The following is an 18,620-nucleotide window of genomic DNA, read 5'->3' as shown; positions in this document are numbered from 1 at the left end:
AGTTTGGTTACTAGGCTAGACTACTTTTACAGCAAACAGGAGCAGTCTCAATCCAGCGTTTCTAAATGTAACAGTTGAATTGTATTCCTCTCACCGCTCAAACAAGTATCAAAAAAACCAACTAAGTCTATTGAGCTTTTTCTTCTCTAACAGCGATAGCGACCTTATAAAGAATAGTTAGGATCAGAAATCCAATCGCATATACACCAAGAACAATGGATATTTCATTACTTGTCGGGAAATACTCAGTTACTCGTTCGAAAGAATTTGGTACAAATCCAGCAATGATGAGCACTACCCCTTTGTCAATCCAATTGGCAAAGAAAATTGCTAGAAGAGCTATAGGTAAAAGCACTTTATTCTTACGTGTTGGGAAAACAAGTAAAGCTATCCCAAGAAATGCAAGAAATGTTGCTGTCCACATAAAGGGAACTAGACTCGAATGTCCGTCAAGTCCAACGAATACATACTTAAACGCTGCCATTTCGCCCGGTATACTACTGTAGAAAGCTGTGAATACTTCACAAATATAGAAGAAGACATTCGCAATCATAGCATACCGAATAATTTTAACCAGCGATTGAATTGCCCCAACACCCGGAGGATCTGGGTCAAATTTACTTACCTTTCGCACAATCAACAACAAAAGAATAAGTAGTGATGGGCCAGCCGCGAAAGCAGATGCTAGAAAACGAGCGGCCATAATAGCTGTTAACCAAAAGTGTCTTCCCGGCAGACCAGCGTATAAGAAAGCTGTAACAGTATGAATACTGAAAGCCCAGGGTACCGATAGATAAACGAGAAACTTTACCCACTTTGGTGTCGGAGTGCCTTTTCGCTCAGCGCCAAGAGACGTCCACCCTACAATAATATTGATGGCCAGATAACCACATAAAACACACATATCATAAAACATGACTGAATGTAATTGGGGATATAAGAGAACATTTAAAATCCGCATTGGTTGACCGACATCTACAAAGATAAACAAGATACACATGATCACTGCGGAAACTGCTAAGAATTCACCGAAGATGACCATTTTACCAAACTTCTTAAAATCATGGAGATAATAAGGAGTGACAAGCATAACAGCTGATGCGGCAACACCCACAAGGAAAGTGAACTGGGCAATGTACAAGCCCCATGAAACATCTCTGCTCATACCAGTTAGACCAAGACCATAACTAAACTGTTTAAGGTAAGCCATAAAACCAACCGCGATCACAGCAAGCAGGAAGATAATCCATGCCCAGTATTTCTTACTACCGGTCAGAGCTTTTTCAAGCATGATCTTCACCTCCTACAAGGTAGTAAACACTTGGCTGGGTCCCTAACTCTGTTTTACGACGAATAGTAAATTTACTACTGACTATTTTTCGAACCTCAGAGTTAGGATCATCCAAATCGCCAAATATTAGTCCGCCATTCGAAACTTCTACACAGGCTGGCATTTGACCTTTAGCCAATCGCTCTACACAAAAAGTGCATTTTTCAACAACCCCAGGCGTTCTCGTCGGAAAATTAGGGTTAATCGTTTTAATAAACGGTCTAGGATCCCTGTAATTAAAACTCCGTGCTCCAAAGGGACAAGCTCCCATGCAAAATCTACAGCCAATACAACGGTGATAGTCCATGTCGACGATTCCATCAGGTCTTTTGAAGGTCGCCCCCGTAGGACATGCCTTGACACATGGAGGATTTTCACAGTGATTACACATTACAGTAAAAGGTAGTTCTTTAAAACTTTCAGTCAAATATTCGTTATCCCCGCCGGAAAAAGTATGCTCGTAATCGTCTTCCCATATCCACTTTATCTCATCTTTTGGATTACCAAAGTCAGGAATATTGTGAATGCTTACGCACGATTCAGTAACTCTTCTAAAGTCATCTTCTGATTTAAATTTACTCATATCCACAACCATAGCCCAGTGTTTCGCTTCTAAAGCATTTTCTGACGTCTTATACCCAGCTTCACCAGCCGCCTCAACTACTTTACCGCGTAAACCAGTAATAGCGAATGAACCACCAAGTCCTAATGCGGTAACAATACCAGCTCTTCTCAGAAATTGTCTTCTATTAATGCTCATTTTGTTGCCCCCCCTGGCTCAGAGTGGCAACTCCAACAGGTCGGCTTTACAGATGCATAATTATGGCAGGAAACACAAAACTGATCAGACGTATTCACTGCCGGGTTACTAACTCCTACTTCATTTACTGCTGGATTACTCACTCCTGCTGTGTTCGATGCCGCCCCAGTTGAATGACATTTTGTGCACGTATCAATATTGATTTCGAATGTCTTTCCTTGACTGTTCGTATATTCTGTCAGTCCATCACGAACGTATGCCTGCCTCCATTGATTGAGGAGTTGCATATGATTGTTCCTCATATAATCTGCTGGTTCAACACATTGTGTATCTGCAGTTTGCTGAAGGTTCGCTTCAAGATTTTCGGGCCCCGCGTTTGCTTTACCCATATTAGAGAAGAAAGGAAACGTCAGGAAAGCTAAAAAGATAATGAGCCCAACAATAATTTTTCCGCCTTTGTACATTACTCATTACCTCCCTTTCCTGGAAGATCCTGAAGACGTATGTCGAGTGTTCTCCTAATCTCGCCCTTCATCACTAAAGCATTTGCCAACAGCTCAGTCGTTCCTGTAACCCCTACCCCTGGACACCAGTAGTCCATAAGAGCCGGGAATGCAGCACGATCCACTGCGCAAATATTAGCCAGCATATTAACCCCATGTTTCTCTTGAACGTATCTAACTGCATTGGCGCGAGGAAAGCCGCCCCTCATACGCTGTTCCATATTTTCTGAGGCATTTAATCCTGAACCACTTCCGCAACAGAAAGTCTTCTCTCTGATTGTGTTTTCAGGCATCTCGTAGAAATTATTGCAAACAGACTTGATGATATAGCGGGGCTCTTCAAGAAGACCCATCCCTCTCGAAGGATTACAGGAGTCATGATAAGTTACTTTGAGATGATCATTCCGACTTGGATCAAGTTTTAGTTTATTGTGCTTAATTAAATCAGCCGTAAATTCGGAGATATGAATCATTTTAGTAGACTTAGCATTTTCAAACCTTGTTCCAGTTATTGGTGATACCGGAACCTCCAGGAAATCTGCAGGGCCATGCCAAGTATCCATATATTGATTAAGAACTCTCCACATGTGGCCACATTCTCCACCAATGATATATTTAACCCCTAATCTTTTTGCTTCTGCATAAATCTTGTAGTTGAGTCTCTTCGCAGTGTCATTCGAAGTAAAAAATCCAAAGTTTCCACCCTCGGAAGCGTAGGTACTCCAAGTGTAATCAAGACCAAGTTCATGGAATAGCATAAGATAACCCATACAGGTATAAATGCCCGGCTCTCCTAAAAAGTCTCCTGATGGTGTGATAAATAATATCTCGGCACCTTTCCTATTAAAGGTGGGATTTACTCTAATACCAGTAATCTCCTCGATATCATCACACATGGTTTCAATATTCCCCGTAATTGCATGAGGCTCAAGACCGAGGTGATTTCCCTTCATATAACAAGCTGCTGCTGGTCCCGAGATCCAGTCAATGTTTAAGCCCACTAAGTTAAGAAGTTCTCTACCGATTATTGTTACCTCAGCTTGGTCGATACCATATGGACAGAAAACAGAACAGCGACGACACTCAGTACATTGAAAAAAGTAGGACCACCATTCTTTGAGCACATCCATATCAAGTTCTCTCGCTCCAGCTAAGCGCCCCAGGAATTTACCGGATTTAGTAAAATACTTTTTATAGACTGATCTCAGCAGTTCTGCTCTAAGAACAGGCATATTTTTCGGGTCACCAGTAGCTATATAGAAGTGACATTTATCGGCACAGGCACCACATCTAACACAAATATCCATAAAAACCTTAAACGAGCGATATTTGCTTAATCTCTCGGCAATTCCGTCTAATATGGTTGTTTCCCAACCCTCAGGCACTTTCCAGTCTTCGTCGGCTGGGGACCATTGTCTCGGATTAGGTAACCCCAGAGTTATCAGATCTTTTTCCTTTGCACCCCAACAGTAGGTACCCGGTTTGAATTCGGTTGGTGTATCCATCCAATCCGTTGCAGGAGGATGATAACTAATATTAGATAGTTCTTCTGGTTTAGGAGTCTTAACTTTTTCAACTTTTGCCATCCTCGATCACTCCTTTTCCACCGGTATACCAGCTTTTTTCATTTTTTCTCGGAATTCGTCTTCGTAATGCTCATAGGTATGATATTCTAGTTCAGGATTCCATGGATTGATGTGTCTTACCATACGATTGTTATTTTTCATATTCCGTGTAGGACTGAGGAATATACCACCCATATGCATTAACTTGCTCGTAGGGAAATAGGCAAACAATGTACAGATAAGAAACAGGTGAATATAAAAGATAGCTCCAATTCCTGCAGGAATAACTGGGTGCAATTGAACTAATCCAAGTGCTAATTCTTTGACAGCGACAATATCAATTCTATAGTAGTACCTCATAAGCATTCCTGAAATCGCTATGCTCATTATCATAAAAAGAGGGAAATAATCAGCAGCTAAAGAGATATACTTAACTTGTGGAATAACAATTCTTCTGAGGAACAAGAATGTAACTGCGAGCAAAAAGAAAAGATCCGTCAAATAGATCGGTGGTAAACCAATTTGCAACATACCATCAATACTGTCAGCTATTTGTACGAAATACGGTACTGGCTCCAAAAAGAATCTAAGATGTCTGACGATAATTATGAGGAACGACCAGTGAAAAACTAAGCTACCAACCCAAAGCCACTTCGCTGAACCATAGGATAATTTCGGGCCGTCTGCACCTACTCTTAATTCTGTTTTCGTGTTTCTGAATAAGGAACGGAAAAAGAATATTTCTGAAGCCATTCTAACCACAACACCGAGGGAAGTTGTCGGGTTTTCGATCTTAGCTTGCTTGATCCATGGGAGAGATTTTTGCTGTCCACAGGTTGTAGGTATACGAAAGGGCACCGGTGAGCGACCCCATTTTAGGACACGATAGACAAATCCACCTACAAACATGACAAAGGCCAGATAAGGTATGATAATACCAAATAGAAAATGTAAATTTGCCACATCCACTCCTAGGGTAGCGATCAGAATGAGTACAATTACTGCGAGGAAAGACAACAATGCTTTCACTCTACGACCTCCTTCCTTTATGCATTACATTTTGGGTCTTTGATTTCGAATTCTGGAACTGGGATCTCATACATCAAATTTGCTTTTTTTAGTAGTGTGTAAGTCATTCTTTTTAGTTCATCTGTCTTTAGTTCGTAAATCTGTTCTCGACATTTTACATATATATTAAAGGCAAAAAGAGCCAGATCATCTATTTTTGATTCGAACCTTAACAATGCATCATAGATCTGGTTCTGCCTAATTTCCTTTTCCAGCGTTTCTCTAACTACCTTTTTAAGCAGAAAAACAAAGGATATTGCCTTCGATGGGGTAAAATCTTGAATCGCTCTAACTTTAATAATGTCGTTGAGAAAAGGCAAATCCTCAGAAAGTTCTTTCTCACCGACGAGCACTTCTAAGATACCTTCTGTTCCCTTCGATATCGCATGGCCCACTGGATTAGCAAACCTATCTTGCTTCTTTTTCAAAAAGCCTGTAGCATCAGTCGGATAGGTCTCTATTATTGCATCAAACCACCTTTCTAAAATGACGGATTTCTTTCCTTCAATAAGGTCTTTAAGCTTGATATCCATTTCCAACCACTCCTTGTAGTTTAATAAGCAAAAAAACCTTTCTTAATCTTATGGAGACCGTTCAGACACCCTTTTATTTTTTGTGCAAGACAATTCAGTCGATGCTGAATGGCGCCAATCCCCCCCATCCAACACCGACCTTTCCATCAGAACGTTTTTAGATTAATTAGGCACGCCAACCGTACCGTGTAGACGATATGCGTGGTGTGATGTAAAATCAGCAGTTCAGACTTGTATTTGTCCTTATTATCACTATCAGTCTAAGGAATTTTCATTAGCTTGTAAAATTCTTATTCCTTATTGATCAATTAGATAATCATATTGTAGCAACACCTTTCGCTTTACCAACATCAACAAACTTGTGCAAATACGAACTAGCTTCTACCTGTTAAAAATATCACATTGGCAGGGAATTAGTCAATGACTAACTTTGGAAATTTGTCTATAAAGGCTGATTTTTCTAAATATTATGCACTTCTGTTGGTAATACACTAACTTCAATTCCACTCGAATTCCTAATAGGTGGACAATCCATCCACCATATAAGTGAAAATAAGAGGAAGAAAAGAACTGCGATTAAATCTCAGCAATCCTTTTCTTCCTCTCCTAATTAACTATTCATTTTATAGTCTCTCATCCTATCCTAATGCACGTTCTAGAATCTCATTGAGTCGGTTTACCATTCCTCTAGGGTCAACAATAAGCCCAGCAGCAATTTGGGCATTCTCAAATATTTGCTCCGCTGCAATTTTAGCAAACGTGTCCCCGTTTTTCCGAGCCGAATCTAATCGTTTGATCATCTGATGAGCAGCGTTAATCTCTAACACGCTGGGTCCTACGTTATTCAAATCTTTATTTACAAGTTGCATCATACGCTGCATGCTATTCGTGCCATATGGGCTTAGAACAACGGCTGGGCTGTCAACTAGGCGCTTAGATTCTCGGACCTCGGTTACCTTGCTACCCAACACCTCTTTTAACCAACTGGTCAAGGCCTGAACATCCTCTTCAGCAAGAGCGTGTTCACTTCTGGCCTTCTGCTCACTATCGCTTAAATCCAAATCAGCTTGGTCTGCAGAAGTGAGTTTTTTTCCTTCATATTCCCCCACCGAACCAAAAATATAGTCATCAATTGCCGCATACGTGTAGATCACTTCTAGGCCTTTGTCCCTGAATATTTCCAGATAAGGACCGGACTCGATGACCTCGCGTGATGGGCCATTGACATAATATATGGCCGTTTGATCTTCTTTCATCCGACTGACGTAATCAGCTAACGAAATCAGCTCCCCAGCCTGGGTGTTTGACGATTCGAATTTTAAAAGTTTGAGGAGTTCTTTGCGATGCGTGAAGTCATTTGCCGCTCCCTCTTTAATAAAGAAGTTAAACTTTTCCCAGAACTCTTTATACTTTTCAGGCTCATTGGCCGCTTGATTCTCAAGAAATTTTAGGAAACGACTTGTCACCACTTTGTTAAGCTTACCAACTAAAGCACTATCCTGCATGGTTTCCCTGGAGATATTAAGCGGAAGCTCTTCACTATCTATGACTCCTTTTAAAAAGCGCAGCCACTCTGGCAAAACAGCCTGGGATTTTTCCTGGATAAGAACTTTTTTGCAATAAAGACTTACCCCTGGCTCCGTTCGCCCGAAACCAAACTGTTCAAAATTCTCTTTGGGAACAAATAACAGCGTATTAATATTTAACGGGGCATCTGAAGAGAAATGTAAGCGGAAAAGCGGTTCATCATAAGCATTTCCAATGAACTTATAAAACTCGTTGTACTCATCATCTGTAATCTCATTTTTATTTTTTGTCCAAAGTGCGTCAACTGTGTTCACTTTCTGACCATTGACACTAATAGGATATGGCACAAAGCTGGAATATTGTTTGATCACACGTTGGATCGTTTCCTCTTTAGCAAAATCATGGGCATCTTCTTTTAAATGAAGGACCATTTTCGTGCCTCGGCTTAAGTCTTCTCCTTCTGTAATTGTATAACTCCCCACACCGTCGGATTCCCAAATTAAGCTTTCACCGTCCATTTGATAGGAACGGGTATATAGCGTCACTTTATCAGCGACCATAAAAGCGGAGTAAAACCCAACCCCGAATTGACCAATAAGGTTAAGATCTTTTTGATCCCCTTTAGTTGAGAGGTGTTTAATGAATTCTTTGGAGCCTGAATGAGCTATTGTTCCTAAGTTCTCTACCAATTCTTCCTTTGTCATCCCTATGCCGGTATCGGTTATGGTTAACGTATGAGCGTTATCATCCGTATCGATATGGATTTCTAATTCCAAATCCTTGTCTTTAACCACTGGGCCTGTAAGCTGCATGTAGCGCAGTTTCTCCATTGCATCTGCTGCGTTGGAAATGAGCTCTCTTAAGAAAATTTCGCGTTCAGTATAGAGCGAGTGAATTACAATGTCTAACAATTGCCGAATTTCCGTTTGAAATTCCTTTGTTTCTACTACTGTACTCATTATTTACCTCCGTTATTTTTTCAATGTAAGTGTTGGATGCCGTCCCGAAGAACCCTACACCCCTTAGTTTAATCAACTTTGTCCAAAAGTCAAAATCTTTTGCACTAGAACTATGTAAGTATTTTCCGCAGACAAGCTTCAAACTGCTGATCATTTTCTACTACTCTCTTTTTCGGTCCTTTAGTTCTGCCACCACTCCGTCGGAACTTAGCTTTAAGCTCGCGTTCCTCCAATAAAAATTCAATATTATTTGTACTAAACTCTTTCCCAACAGGATTTAAACACTTAACACCTTTTCCCAACAACATTGCCGCCAGACCCCAATCTTGGGTAACTGCCACATCACCTGCTTGAGCCAGATTCATTACCCTGATATCAGCCTCTTGCGAAGCGTTTCCTACAACCACGTGATGGTCAGACTCAATGTTGTGATTGAAACTGGCAACCGTCCAAACAGATATTGCATGCTCACGTGCCATTGTTAGGCAAATTTGCAAAACATTCCTCGGACAAGCGTCGGCATCCACAATAATTTTCATTTCTATACCCTCATCTCAACGATAAGTTCCTCCTGAGCAATTACCTACAGCATCTTCTATGTTTCATCCCTTTTGGTGAAGTTTGAACTAGTTTATGGCTTATACGTATTACACGTATAAACAGTTATGTTGCCAAATCCTGACTAGGCGGTGCCTATGCTAGTACCTGGTCGCTTTAGTCGGTATTGTCTTTGGATTACTCTGGTTGTGACATAGGTGTTAAAGTATTTCCTTTAAGCCTCCGTCGGTCTGCTGCACTTTATTTTCCTTGAGGAGTTTCCCAACTGCTCTTTTAAATGCGGCTTTGCTCATTTGTAAGCGACTTTGGATTTCAACGGGGCTACTTTTATCATTTAGCGAAAGAAATCCTCCATGATTCTTTATCCCTTGGAGTATTTTCAATGCGTCATTATCCATTTGTATATAGGAAAGCTCTCGTGGCGATAAGTCAAGCTTGCCGTCTTCCCTTACCCTGATAACCCGGGCCTCAACTAGATCGCCCTCTCGCAAATCGCTAAAAAACTCACTGACAGGAATAAGTCCCATGTACTTATTATCTACGGCTACAAAGGCTCCAATATCTGGATTTACAGAGTAAACCGTTCCCACTACTTTATCGTTCTTCTGATAGGGAGATTCTGCCTCTAGGTACTCATAAATTTCTGTCGTAGCGCTCAATCTCTTACTCTTATCTAAGTATACCTTCACTAAATAGTCCTTGCCTACCTGTATCGGGAATTTCTGCTCATGAAATGGTAAGAACAAATCTCTTTCTAAACCTATATCCAAAAAGGCACCAATCTTAGTCTTTGCGGAGACTTTTAGATAAGCTAATTCTCCTAATTGAGCCAAAGGCTTTTTCCGGGTGGCGATAAGCCGTTCCTCTGAATCTCTATAAATAAATACCTCTAGTTCGTCTCCCTCTTTAGAATCCTCCGGTAATTGTTTTATTGGCAGTAGGATATTATCGTGCCGAACGCCTGTTCCTGCATCTAAGTAGGCACCAAAAGATGTGAAATTTGAAATTTTTAGTTTTTGGATTCTCCCGATCTCTATCATGTTAAAATCCTCTTTCCACTATTTTTATTATAGGGTTGCCAATGCTGAAAAAATTCATTCTCATCCCATAACTATACCATTATAATGCCATCTTCACTACTATAACCCAACATATCGATTCAGCATTGAACTTCAAAATAGAGTCACAATGGTACCATGCCTTAGAATATTTAAGCAAATTCTTCAGCTTAGTAAATGCAAACACGTTAGTGGACAAAGGGCCTGAGTGCGCTCAATGGTCTTTGACAAAGTTATCTCTCTCCTCAAATTTGAAACCAAATGACTTAATCTTAACTAAGTTTCATTAAGGCTTCTATAATAAAGACACAAATACTGTATACTTTGAAAATTTTTCTTGTCAGTTATCTAATAAAGTGATAAATTTATAGTATATTCGGTTGGAGCAATGATGCTTCTTAAAGATTTGAAAAACAATCTTTGAGGGGGATCTTTTTGTTTCTTTACAGCTTACAAAATATTCCAAGTCTTGAAAGGGGTAAAATGCATAATGAAAATTTTTGGAGAAAATGTCTTTAATGACGCTGTAATGAGAGAGCGTTTACCGAAAGCAACATACAAATCCCTGCGTAAAACGATCGAAGGTAGACTTCCGCTTGATCCCGCTGTCGCTGAAATCGTTGCCAATGCCATGAAGGATTGGGCAATAGAAAAAGGGGCAACGCATTTTACTCACTGGTTCCAACCCTTAACTGGAATCACGGCTGAGAAACATGACTCCTTTATCTCCCCTGCAAATCACGGCCTCGTCAATATGGAATTTTCCGGCAAGGAACTGATTCAAGGCGAGCCCGATGCATCCTCTTTCCCCAGTGGCGGAATTCGCGCCACGTTTGAAGCAAGAGGCTATACAGCTTGGGACTGCACTTCCCCAGCTTTCCTTAAAGAAGATGGTGGCACCTTAACCTTATGCATACCCACCGCCTTCTGTTCTTACACTGGAGAAGCCCTCGACAGAAAAACTCCTCTCTTACGCTCCATGGAGGCTCTCTCTATTCAAGCTATGCGCATATTAAAACTCTTTGGCAATACAACAACCAAGCGAGTCATTAGTACCGTTGGACCAGAGCAAGAGTATTTCCTCGTGGACAAAAAGTTCTTCGAAAAACGGATGGACCTCATGTTAACTGGCCGCACTTTATTTGGGGCTATGGCTCCCAAGGGCCAAGAGTTAGAAGACCATTACTTCGGAAGTCTTAAGACACGCATAGCCGCTTTTATGCATGAACTAAACGTTGAATTGTGGAAACTAGGTGTTCTTGCCAAAACCCAACATAATGAGGTGGCTCCCGCTCAATTTGAACTCGCACCAATATTTGGAACCACGAATATCGCCACCGACCACAACCAACTTGTCATGGACAGCCTGAAAAAAGTGGCCCTTAAACATGACATGGTCTGCTTGCTTCATGAAAAACCTTATGCTGGAATCAATGGTTCCGGTAAACACAACAACTGGTCTATGTCCACAGATGATGGTCACAACCTCCTCGAACCCGGCCAAACCCCTCACGAGAATTTCCAATTCCTGACGATGATTTGTGCTGTAATCAAAGCAGTTGATGATTATGCGGAGTTACTCCGACTTTCAGCAGCAAACCCTGGTAATGACCACCGTCTCGGTGCAAACGAAGCACCACCAGCTATTATTTCCATATTCCTCGGAGATCAGCTCTCCGATATTATTGAACAATTACAAAATGGAACAATTAATCGCTCCCTCCAAGGAGAGAAATTGGCCAGTGGCGTAAAAACCTTGCCAGCATTCCAAAAAGATTCGACCGATCGCAATCGCACTTCTCCTTTCGCATTTACTGGGAACAAATTTGAATTTCGGATGGTTGCTTCCTCGCAATCTATTGCTGGCCCTAACGTAGTGCTTAATCTAATTGTAGCTGAAATACTTTCACAATTCGCTGATCGCCTGGAACAAGCGCCAGACTTTGATAAAGCCCTTCAAGAGCTCCTTAAAGAAACCGCCACAAACCACAAACGAATCCTCTTTGACGGCAACGGTTATTCACAAGAGTGGGTTGAAGAAGCTGCAAAACGCGGACTCCCCAATATAAACTCAACTGTTGATGCCACTCTAGTTCTAACTCGTGAGGCTACTGTAGACTTATATGAAAAGCATAAAGTATTAAACCGTACCGAGGTAGAATCCCGTTATGAAATCAATTTAGAGCAGTATACCAAACAAATTAATATTGAGGCTCTAACCATGATCAATATGGCTAAAAATATGATTATGCCCGCAGCAGTCAAGTATTCTACACAACTGGCGACATCGATCAATGCGATTAAATCTGCATCCGATGCAGTTGATGTCTCTGCTCAAGAAGAACTTCTAAAAGATGTTTGCGCAATCCTTGTTTCTTTCAAAGCAAAATTAGCCACTCTTGAAAAAGGTGTTCAAGAAGCGACCGCCATAACAGATGCTTATAAGCAAGCCGTTTGCTATCGTGATGTCGTATTCACAGCAATGCAAGACCTCCGAGTCGATGGAGATCAACTTGAAACCATGATTGACGCTGAGATTTGGCCGCTTCCCACGTATGCTCAAATGTTATTTATGCTTTAATAGCGAGCATATGCAGTTGTAGATTTGGAATCTGAACAAATTCAATAGAGTAGATAGTTAACTACTATCTACTCTATTTTACGTTCTTAAACTGAGCACATTCTAAAAAGAGACCCAGTAACGTTCCTACCAAATCGTTAATGGGTCTCTTTCATAATTATCTTTAACGTTATTCCTTCGTTATCTGAATGCTGGCATTTTGTGGCAATGCCAAACCTGCTGCCACTTCGACAGTTTTCATAATTCCCGATACTCCAGGACAACTTGGATGCGGACTATATTTTGCAAACGTTTGATAGACTGTCCCCATATGAAGTTTTTGAAAGATTTCTTTGAAGGCATCAATTTCTGTTAGTTCTTGAGCAATTTTTTGGTAATTGGGACAATCGCTTGTTATCTCCAATTTCACCTTATGGCGATCTTCGCAAACAGCTTTGACGTTAATGGTGAAACCGCAGACACCACTGTGTATAACCCCTGTTGCCATCTTAATGCCCTCCAAAATTTAAAATAAATTTGAGTTCTTGTGACAATACAAATAGATAATTATAGCGTGTATGAAAGTTACAAGCTGGCCTGAATTACAAATTACTATTTACTCACCGGAACCTTACTCGGTGGACGCTTAATACCCAAGATAGGCGCCGAATGGTCTTTTCCTAAGTAGAAATTAGCCCAAGAGGATGTCTGATAAAAATCCCAATTAGGTGGTGGCACCATAGGCACATCTAAGGATCTTTCTTCACCATACTTCTTGAGTCTAGCATAGACTCTGACCCAGAAACATTTCTTCTCATTGGGATATATCTCACACCAACCATTAAAGCTTCCCCCACAAGCTCCATTGCGTTGATTTTTAGGGCATTGAGACATAGGGCAGAGATAGGCTAGATCCAGCATAGCACAGTCTCCACAATCCTTACAATCAAGCATTGCAACTTTAGCCATATGCTCGAAGAAATGCAGTTTCTTCATGCGTTTCTTACCCTCAGCCGAAATATAGATCCCGCGCATCATGCCGAATAGTTTCTTGTTGGGTGTGAACATGAGAGCGTGCATTTTCCGCATAAACGAATAGCCCGCACCAGCAGGAGCATCTAACGGGAGTTTTGCACGATTTGTGGGACGATCAGTATTAAGACCTGTTTTTTCATCTTTTTCAAAGTAATAGAATCCGTTGGGTTGAGGATAATCAAATTCCTTAACCAGCTCTTGCCATTTCGGGTATAGCTTTTCTCCCTCGTCGATGATGTATTCCACTTGTTCGTATTTAAGGTTGTGCCCTCCGATATGAACCCCGGCACAGCCAATGCCTTTTAGGATGGCATACAATTTCGCTGCCCTTAACATACGCGTACCAACGCCTTTATCAGCAGCAGTTTTTTCGGTGTTGAGTTCTGCCAAAAGTTTGTCAGTGACAACGCAGCCAGGCAACTTATTTTGATTCATGACATTTGCTGCCCCATATGGGAGAACATAAATATTTCCCACGACTGGAATATCTAATTTATTAACCTTCAAGAACTGTATTACCTCATGGAACTTCCGAGCATCGTAACCGAGCTGACAAACGATGAATTTAGCGCCGCCTTCAATTTTCTTCTTCAACTTGTAGTATTGAACCATTAGTTCAGCCTCTGTGGCCTTGAATGGAGAAAAGGCTGCTCCTGCGAAAAAGTCACTAGGCGCGTGATAAGTTGGTCCCTTCATGCCGGGAATTTCTAATCCCTTATTCATTTCACTAATTAATTTTAGGGCATTGCAGGGATCTAGGTCAAAGACTGGTTTAGGGCGTCCTTCAAATCCCGTATACGTATAGTCTCCTGTCATAACTAAGAGGTTACGAACTTTTGCACGGTCTAGAGCATATAATTGACTTTCCATTTGGTTACGATTCTTATCTTTACAGGTAAAATGTACTAACGGCTCAATACCCATACCAAGAATTTCCACACCCAGATAATCTGCGAGCATCGCCGGATTACCTCCAGGATTATCAGTGATGGTTAGTGCATGGACCCTGCCACCTTTTGCAGCTTGTTCTGAAGAAGCGATAGCACTTTGCTGTGCCTTTTCATTTGCGCCCCTCCCAGGCACGAGCTCCCACGTCACGGATAGCACGTTCTTGTCAAGTATTGACTCTTTGAACTTGTTTTCCATTTCTCAGTTCCTCTCCTTTTTCGTCTATTACTTCTGGACATCTGGACAAAACTCTCTCTTTGTACCATTATAACTCTTCTTAAGCATAATTTATAGAAATTTTCAAATTTTTAGTTTTCATTGTTAAAAAAAATTTAACTGTTCCTTTCAAGGTACATGCTGGTCATGAAATAATTGGAAAACTTGGGACTTCCTCCAAGTTCGACATGGCTAATTCTATGATATAACTCGCCAGCCTTAGTACACTCTTGCCGATCAATCAGGGCCATAAGCGCCCCCACATGAGCAGCATTGCCTACCGTCTTAATTTTCTCTGGGGCAATATTCGGTACAAGACCAATATTTAAAATATTGATCGCTTTAAGGTAGGTAGCGAAGGTCCCCGATAAAGTCACCGAATCCAGGTCAGCTATAGTGATTTTGGCCATTTCTACCAATGTCTTTATCCCTGCGCATACTGCCCCTTTAGCTAACTGCAACTCCCCAATGTCTTTTTGACTTAAGGTCACATCAAATCCCTGGTCAGTTCCATAAGTTAAGACAAACTCACGCCCTTTTTCACCCATGCGAATTCTTTTGCCTAGCTCTGGGGAAAGGGTTTGAGACTTTTCCGGATCAACAATCTTGCCCTGCTTGTTAACAACCCCAACTTTCCTTAACTCATCAATCCCTTCAATAAGACCTGAGCCGCAAATCCCAATGGGTTCCTGATCTCCAATTACTTGACAGATTACTTGCCCTTCAGTTGTAAGGGACACTCCTTCAATGGCGCCTATTTTCGCCCTCATTCCATGAGCTATACCAGCGCCCTCAAATGCTGGCCCAGCTGCCGTAGAACAAGCAATCATTGTATCTTTTGTTTTTAAAAATAGCTCACAGTTGGTTCCTAAGTCGATCAGCAAATGATTGCCTGATTCTAAGACTGCAGAAGCCCCCATTATTGCCCCTACAGTATCCGCTCCAACAAAACTTCCGATGTTTGGTAAGAATAAGATTTTTCCTCGCGGATTAATTTCCATCTCCAATTCATCGGCTGTGAATTCCAGTGGTCTATTGCAAACGGAGACAAATGGTGACACTGCCAAATGAGATATCTCTAGTCCAATGAAGAGATGGTGCATGGTAGTATTGCCAACGAGCGTCATTTTGTAGATCTCATTCTTGCTTACGTTAGTTTGGGCGGCAAGTTCTTCCAACAAATGATTAATTGTCCTTCTAACAGAAGCACGCAGAGTTAAGGCATTCTCTTGGCTCTCTCGGGCATAAGTAATACGAGAGATCACATCTGCGCCATAAGCGGTTTGTTCATTTTCAGCAGAAACAACCTTTACAATATTTCCCTGATTCAGATCAACTAAAGCCGCTGCTACACTAGTTGTGCCGATATCGATTGCAACACCATAAAAACGTTTTGTTGTGTCACCCGCTTCAACATCCAAAATCTCGTCCCCATATACTGTAGCCGTTAGGGCAAATTCGCCCGCGCGTAAAACAGCAGGAACTTTACTTAACACATAAAGACTTGCTTTATCGTAGCTTTTGCCTGTGGCAATGCTTAGTTCATCTACAAATCGATCCCAGTCTCCCCGCTCATCCGCTAGCGACGGTAAACTAGACTTCACATACACTTTTTCAATGCCGGGATTTAAGTTAGTTGCCTTCAAGCCAAGGAGGACACTTTCTTTCCTGTCCTGACTTTCTACAAAATTAAGTTCAATGAGCATTCCCTCTTCTGGCTTCACAGCACAGGCAAGTCTGATTCCCGCCTTGATTTCTGTGTCATTGAGATGCTCTAAATCGCGTTCAGTTGGTGGAGTGACATGGCCTGTCATTCGAACTTTGCATTTACCACAAGTTCCTTTACCGTTACATATATTTTGTACAGGAAGATGATGACGAATCAGAGCCTCCATTAAAGTTTCATTTTCCATAGTTGACATAACCCTATTTGGGAGTATTGTTATTTGCATAATTAACCTCCTGCCAACATTTCTACTGTAATCGTCTGTCCTGGTTCAACATAAACTGTATCTGCCCCAGTATTTCCATTTAATACGGTAGTTAAAAGATGAAGATCCCCTTCTTCTTCGCCTACATCCCATCCGAAAAAGTCAGCAATCTTGCGAACCTTTTCTCTGTATTTCTTGATGTCTTTCGTCCCTAGTGTAACGATTAAGACTGCTTTATTGTAACTACCATATAACATTTTAATAAGATCAGTAGCCTTTTCCTGCCCAAAACGCTCCACGTATTCTAAATACTCAGCATAGGGAGTCCGACCATAGTCCAGCCACCCTCGACTGAAATAGTAGGTTCCTGGATTTTTCTTAAGCAATTCAAGTTGCCTTTCATTCGAACCAAGGAGAAGAGAAATACAATCGTGAGTTCTTGGCAAAAGCATAGGTACTCGTTGGGACAGCAAACCAACTACAACGTTTGAACATCTACTATAGGTCGTAATGATCAAATCATAATCCTGACTTTGGTTAATAATTTCCTGAAGTCGCATATGAAGCAAATCTGGTTTGCCATGGTAATTAAAATCTAAGAACTCACAATCCATAGTTTCTGGGATTCCCAGCGAATGAACTTCGTTCATGGTGGAATCACAACCTATGAGTTTAATCTTAATGGCGATCCCCTCACTCCAACTATATTCAGTCAATTTTCCTTCATTCCCAAAAAGCAAAGTCTTTTTCCATCGGAACTCATTACCTAAACATTCTCCACATTCTTTTGATTTCCTTCAATTCACCTTATTATCTCACCATCAGACTCAACCTAAGAAATATACTAGTTTAGCACCATAGTTCGCAAACATTATCTTCAAATAGGCCAATGACATCTTTTTGTGCATTGACCCGTTTTCCATATTCACTCATTTATGGTTATGAAATTCATTTATCTAACTTGAGTCCAATCATTAAAAAGATCATCCCCTCCTATTGTTAGAGAAGGGGATCTAAAACCACATTATATCTAAAATTCGAATTGCTTGTTCCGATAAGCCTTGAGATATTTGGCACAGTATGCATCTCGTCCAGCTAGTGCCTCAGCCGAGACTATATTAGCCATCATCATTTTATCCAACGGGTCAACGATCATGCCATCCAACCCTTTGGCAATGGCCATAACCGCAAAGCCGCGATTCATAAATTTCCGTTCTGGTAAGCCATAAGATATGTTAGATAGTCCACACATCGTATGAACCCCTTTAAACTGAGTCATAATCGCCTCAACTGAATTAATAAATTCCATAGCAAATGTGTTGTTTACAGAGACTGGCTGCACCAGGGGATCTACATAAATGTTACCAATTGGCACATTGGCTTGAACAAGCCCATTAATGAGTTTATCAGCAATTTTCAACCGATCTGCCATTGTTTCAGGCATTCCATCATCGCTCATGCAAAGCGCCACAACTTTTAGGTCTGTTCCTGAAAGCACGGGAAGCAACGCCTCATAACGATCTTTTTCCAAAGAGATAGAGTTGATCATAGGAGTGCCTTTGTGCACAGAAAGTGCTGCTGTAATGGCTGCTGGGGAAGGACTATCTAAACAGCAAGGGCAATCTACAACTTCCTGAACAGTTTTCACGAGCCAAGAAAGATATTCCGGTTCTTTATCAAGATAGATCCCGGCGTTAACATCAATATAATGTGATCCAGCCTCAAACTGATCCTTGGCCACCTTTTGGATAAATTCAACATTTTTTTCTGTAATGGCTGCTCCAATGGCTTTACGGCTTGCATTAATAAGTTCCCCTACAATTAACATTACTTTTCCTCCTTAAAATTAAATAACATTTCTAACCTTCCCCACTCACTTATGACCCTTAAACTACCTCGTTTCTAAATCTGAGCTTTGTTACTAATTCCCTTTAATCTAATCGTCTAAAAATACTGAATTTATTATCTAGAGTGAATAATCTAGATAATTTGATATTATTATTTTAGTCTTATATAGTTGATTTTGACATGGATATTCTTGTTTTATCTTGATCTATCTTAACTTATAT

15 protein-coding genes are annotated in these 18,620 nt (G+C 41.0%); 1 reads left to right on the top strand and 14 read right to left on the bottom strand.

The annotated features are described in order from the left end of the window. Positions 1-127 precede the first annotated feature (127 nt). The 9 genes from dsrP to DSBG_RS11560 form a co-directional block, all read right to left on the bottom strand. The gene (gene dsrP, locus DSBG_RS11600; protein WP_068964492.1) at positions 128-1,291 is read right to left on the bottom strand and encodes a sulfate reduction electron transfer complex DsrMKJOP subunit DsrP; all 1,164 of its coding nucleotides are present in this window, start codon (positions 1,289-1,291) and stop codon (positions 128-130) included. Beyond that, the gene (dsrO, locus tag DSBG_RS11595; protein WP_068964491.1) at positions 1,284-2,090 is read right to left on the bottom strand and encodes a sulfate reduction electron transfer complex DsrMKJOP subunit DsrO; all 807 of its coding nucleotides are present in this window, start codon (positions 2,088-2,090) and stop codon (positions 1,284-1,286) included. The genes dsrP and dsrO overlap by 8 nt, the downstream gene beginning before the upstream one ends. Beyond that, positions 2,087-2,554, bottom strand: coding sequence for a sulfate reduction electron transfer complex DsrMKJOP subunit DsrJ (dsrJ, locus tag DSBG_RS11590; RefSeq protein ID WP_068964490.1), 468 nt, complete (start codon positions 2,552-2,554; stop codon positions 2,087-2,089). The genes dsrO and dsrJ overlap by 4 nt, the downstream gene beginning before the upstream one ends. After that, complete coding sequence (gene dsrK / locus DSBG_RS11585) at positions 2,554-4,179, bottom strand: sulfate reduction electron transfer complex DsrMKJOP subunit DsrK (protein ID WP_068964489.1); 1,626 nt, start codon at positions 4,177-4,179, stop codon at positions 2,554-2,556. Before dsrK ends, dsrJ begins: the two co-directional genes overlap by 1 nt. 6 nt (positions 4,180-4,185) lie before the next feature. Continuing rightward, a complete protein-coding gene (gene dsrM, locus DSBG_RS11580; RefSeq protein ID WP_068964488.1) occupies positions 4,186-5,187 on the bottom strand; it encodes a sulfate reduction electron transfer complex DsrMKJOP subunit DsrM in 1,002 nt (333 codons plus the stop codon). Positions 5,188-5,204: 17 nt separating this feature from the next. Then, positions 5,205-5,759: an RsbRD N-terminal domain-containing protein gene (locus tag DSBG_RS11575; protein ID WP_068964487.1), complete on the bottom strand. Its 555-nt coding sequence runs from the start codon at positions 5,757-5,759 to the stop codon at positions 5,205-5,207. A gap of 638 nt (positions 5,760-6,397) precedes the next feature. Then, entirely contained in the window at positions 6,398-8,245 is a 1,848-nt protein-coding gene (gene htpG, locus DSBG_RS11570) for a molecular chaperone HtpG (protein ID WP_068964486.1), read from the bottom strand. Positions 8,246-8,355: 110 nt separating this feature from the next. After that, complete coding sequence (locus tag DSBG_RS11565) at positions 8,356-8,784, bottom strand: YaiI/YqxD family protein (protein WP_068964485.1); 429 nt, start codon at positions 8,782-8,784, stop codon at positions 8,356-8,358. Between the two features lie 219 nt (positions 8,785-9,003). Then, positions 9,004-9,843, bottom strand: a complete 840-nt coding sequence (locus DSBG_RS11560) for a CvfB family protein (protein ID WP_068964484.1) — start codon at positions 9,841-9,843, stop codon at positions 9,004-9,006. A gap of 508 nt (positions 9,844-10,351) precedes the next feature. On the opposite strand from DSBG_RS11560, the gene DSBG_RS11555 reads away from it, so the two are divergent. Continuing rightward, a complete protein-coding gene (locus tag DSBG_RS11555; RefSeq protein ID WP_068964483.1) occupies positions 10,352-12,442 on the top strand; it encodes a glutamine synthetase III family protein in 2,091 nt (696 codons plus the stop codon). Between the two features lie 169 nt (positions 12,443-12,611). Here DSBG_RS11555 and DSBG_RS11550 read toward each other — a convergent pair whose 3' ends face one another. The 5 genes from DSBG_RS11550 to DSBG_RS11530 all read right to left on the bottom strand — a co-directional run bounded on the left by DSBG_RS11550 (position 12,612) and on the right by DSBG_RS11530 (position 18,379). Further along, positions 12,612-12,929, bottom strand: a complete 318-nt coding sequence (locus DSBG_RS11550; RefSeq protein ID WP_068964482.1) for a DUF6951 family protein — start codon at positions 12,927-12,929, stop codon at positions 12,612-12,614. 104 nt (positions 12,930-13,033) lie between these two features. Further along, entirely contained in the window at positions 13,034-14,602 is a 1,569-nt protein-coding gene (locus tag DSBG_RS11545; RefSeq protein WP_068964481.1) for a methylenetetrahydrofolate reductase C-terminal domain-containing protein, read from the bottom strand. A 134-nt stretch (positions 14,603-14,736) separates the two neighbouring features. Beyond that, complete coding sequence (locus tag DSBG_RS11540) at positions 14,737-16,572, bottom strand: ASKHA domain-containing protein (RefSeq protein ID WP_068964480.1); 1,836 nt, start codon at positions 16,570-16,572, stop codon at positions 14,737-14,739. A 2-nt stretch (positions 16,573-16,574) separates the two neighbouring features. Next, positions 16,575-17,267, bottom strand: coding sequence for a DUF1638 domain-containing protein (locus DSBG_RS11535; RefSeq protein ID WP_348980971.1), 693 nt, complete (start codon positions 17,265-17,267; stop codon positions 16,575-16,577). 314 nt (positions 17,268-17,581) lie between these two features. After that, positions 17,582-18,379 (bottom strand): methyltetrahydrofolate cobalamin methyltransferase, encoded by a 798-nt coding sequence (locus DSBG_RS11530; RefSeq protein WP_009617941.1) that lies wholly within the window; start codon positions 18,377-18,379, stop codon positions 17,582-17,584. Between the last annotated feature and the right edge of the window lie 241 nt (positions 18,380-18,620).

The sequence above is a fragment of the Desulfosporosinus cupriresistens genome (assembly GCF_001707885.1).
In the GTDB taxonomy this organism is placed as follows: domain Bacteria; phylum Bacillota; class Desulfitobacteriia; order Desulfitobacteriales; family Desulfitobacteriaceae; genus Desulfosporosinus.
Note: the sequence above shows the minus strand (reverse complement) of the source record. Positions and strands in the feature narration are given on the sequence as shown.

Excerpts from the sequence above, each read along its gene's own strand:
- dsrP (WP_068964492.1), bottom strand. The coding sequence starts at position 1,291 with ATGCTTGAAAAAGCTCTGACCGGTAGTAAGAAATACTGGGCATGGATT.
- dsrO (WP_068964491.1), bottom strand. The coding sequence starts at position 2,090 with ATGAGCATTAATAGAAGACAATTTCTGAGAAGAGCTGGTATTGTTACC.
- dsrJ (WP_068964490.1), bottom strand. The coding sequence starts at position 2,554 with ATGTACAAAGGCGGAAAAATTATTGTTGGGCTCATTATCTTTTTAGCT.
- dsrK (WP_068964489.1), bottom strand. The coding sequence starts at position 4,179 with ATGGCAAAAGTTGAAAAAGTTAAGACTCCTAAACCAGAAGAACTATCT.
- DSBG_RS11575 (WP_068964487.1), bottom strand. The coding sequence starts at position 5,759 with ATGGATATCAAGCTTAAAGACCTTATTGAAGGAAAGAAATCCGTCATT.
- htpG (WP_068964486.1), bottom strand. The coding sequence starts at position 8,245 with ATGAGTACAGTAGTAGAAACAAAGGAATTTCAAACGGAAATTCGGCAA.
- DSBG_RS11565 (WP_068964485.1), bottom strand. The coding sequence starts at position 8,784 with ATGAAAATTATTGTGGATGCCGACGCTTGTCCGAGGAATGTTTTGCAA.
- DSBG_RS11560 (WP_068964484.1), bottom strand. The coding sequence starts at position 9,843 with ATGATAGAGATCGGGAGAATCCAAAAACTAAAAATTTCAAATTTCACA.
- DSBG_RS11555 (WP_068964483.1), top strand. The coding sequence starts at position 10,352 with ATGAAAATTTTTGGAGAAAATGTCTTTAATGACGCTGTAATGAGAGAG.
- DSBG_RS11550 (WP_068964482.1), bottom strand. The coding sequence starts at position 12,929 with ATGGCAACAGGGGTTATACACAGTGGTGTCTGCGGTTTCACCATTAAC.
- DSBG_RS11545 (WP_068964481.1), bottom strand. The coding sequence starts at position 14,602 with ATGGAAAACAAGTTCAAAGAGTCAATACTTGACAAGAACGTGCTATCC.
- DSBG_RS11540 (WP_068964480.1), bottom strand. The coding sequence starts at position 16,572 with ATGCAAATAACAATACTCCCAAATAGGGTTATGTCAACTATGGAAAAT.
- DSBG_RS11530 (WP_009617941.1), bottom strand. The coding sequence starts at position 18,379 with ATGTTAATTGTAGGGGAACTTATTAATGCAAGCCGTAAAGCCATTGGA.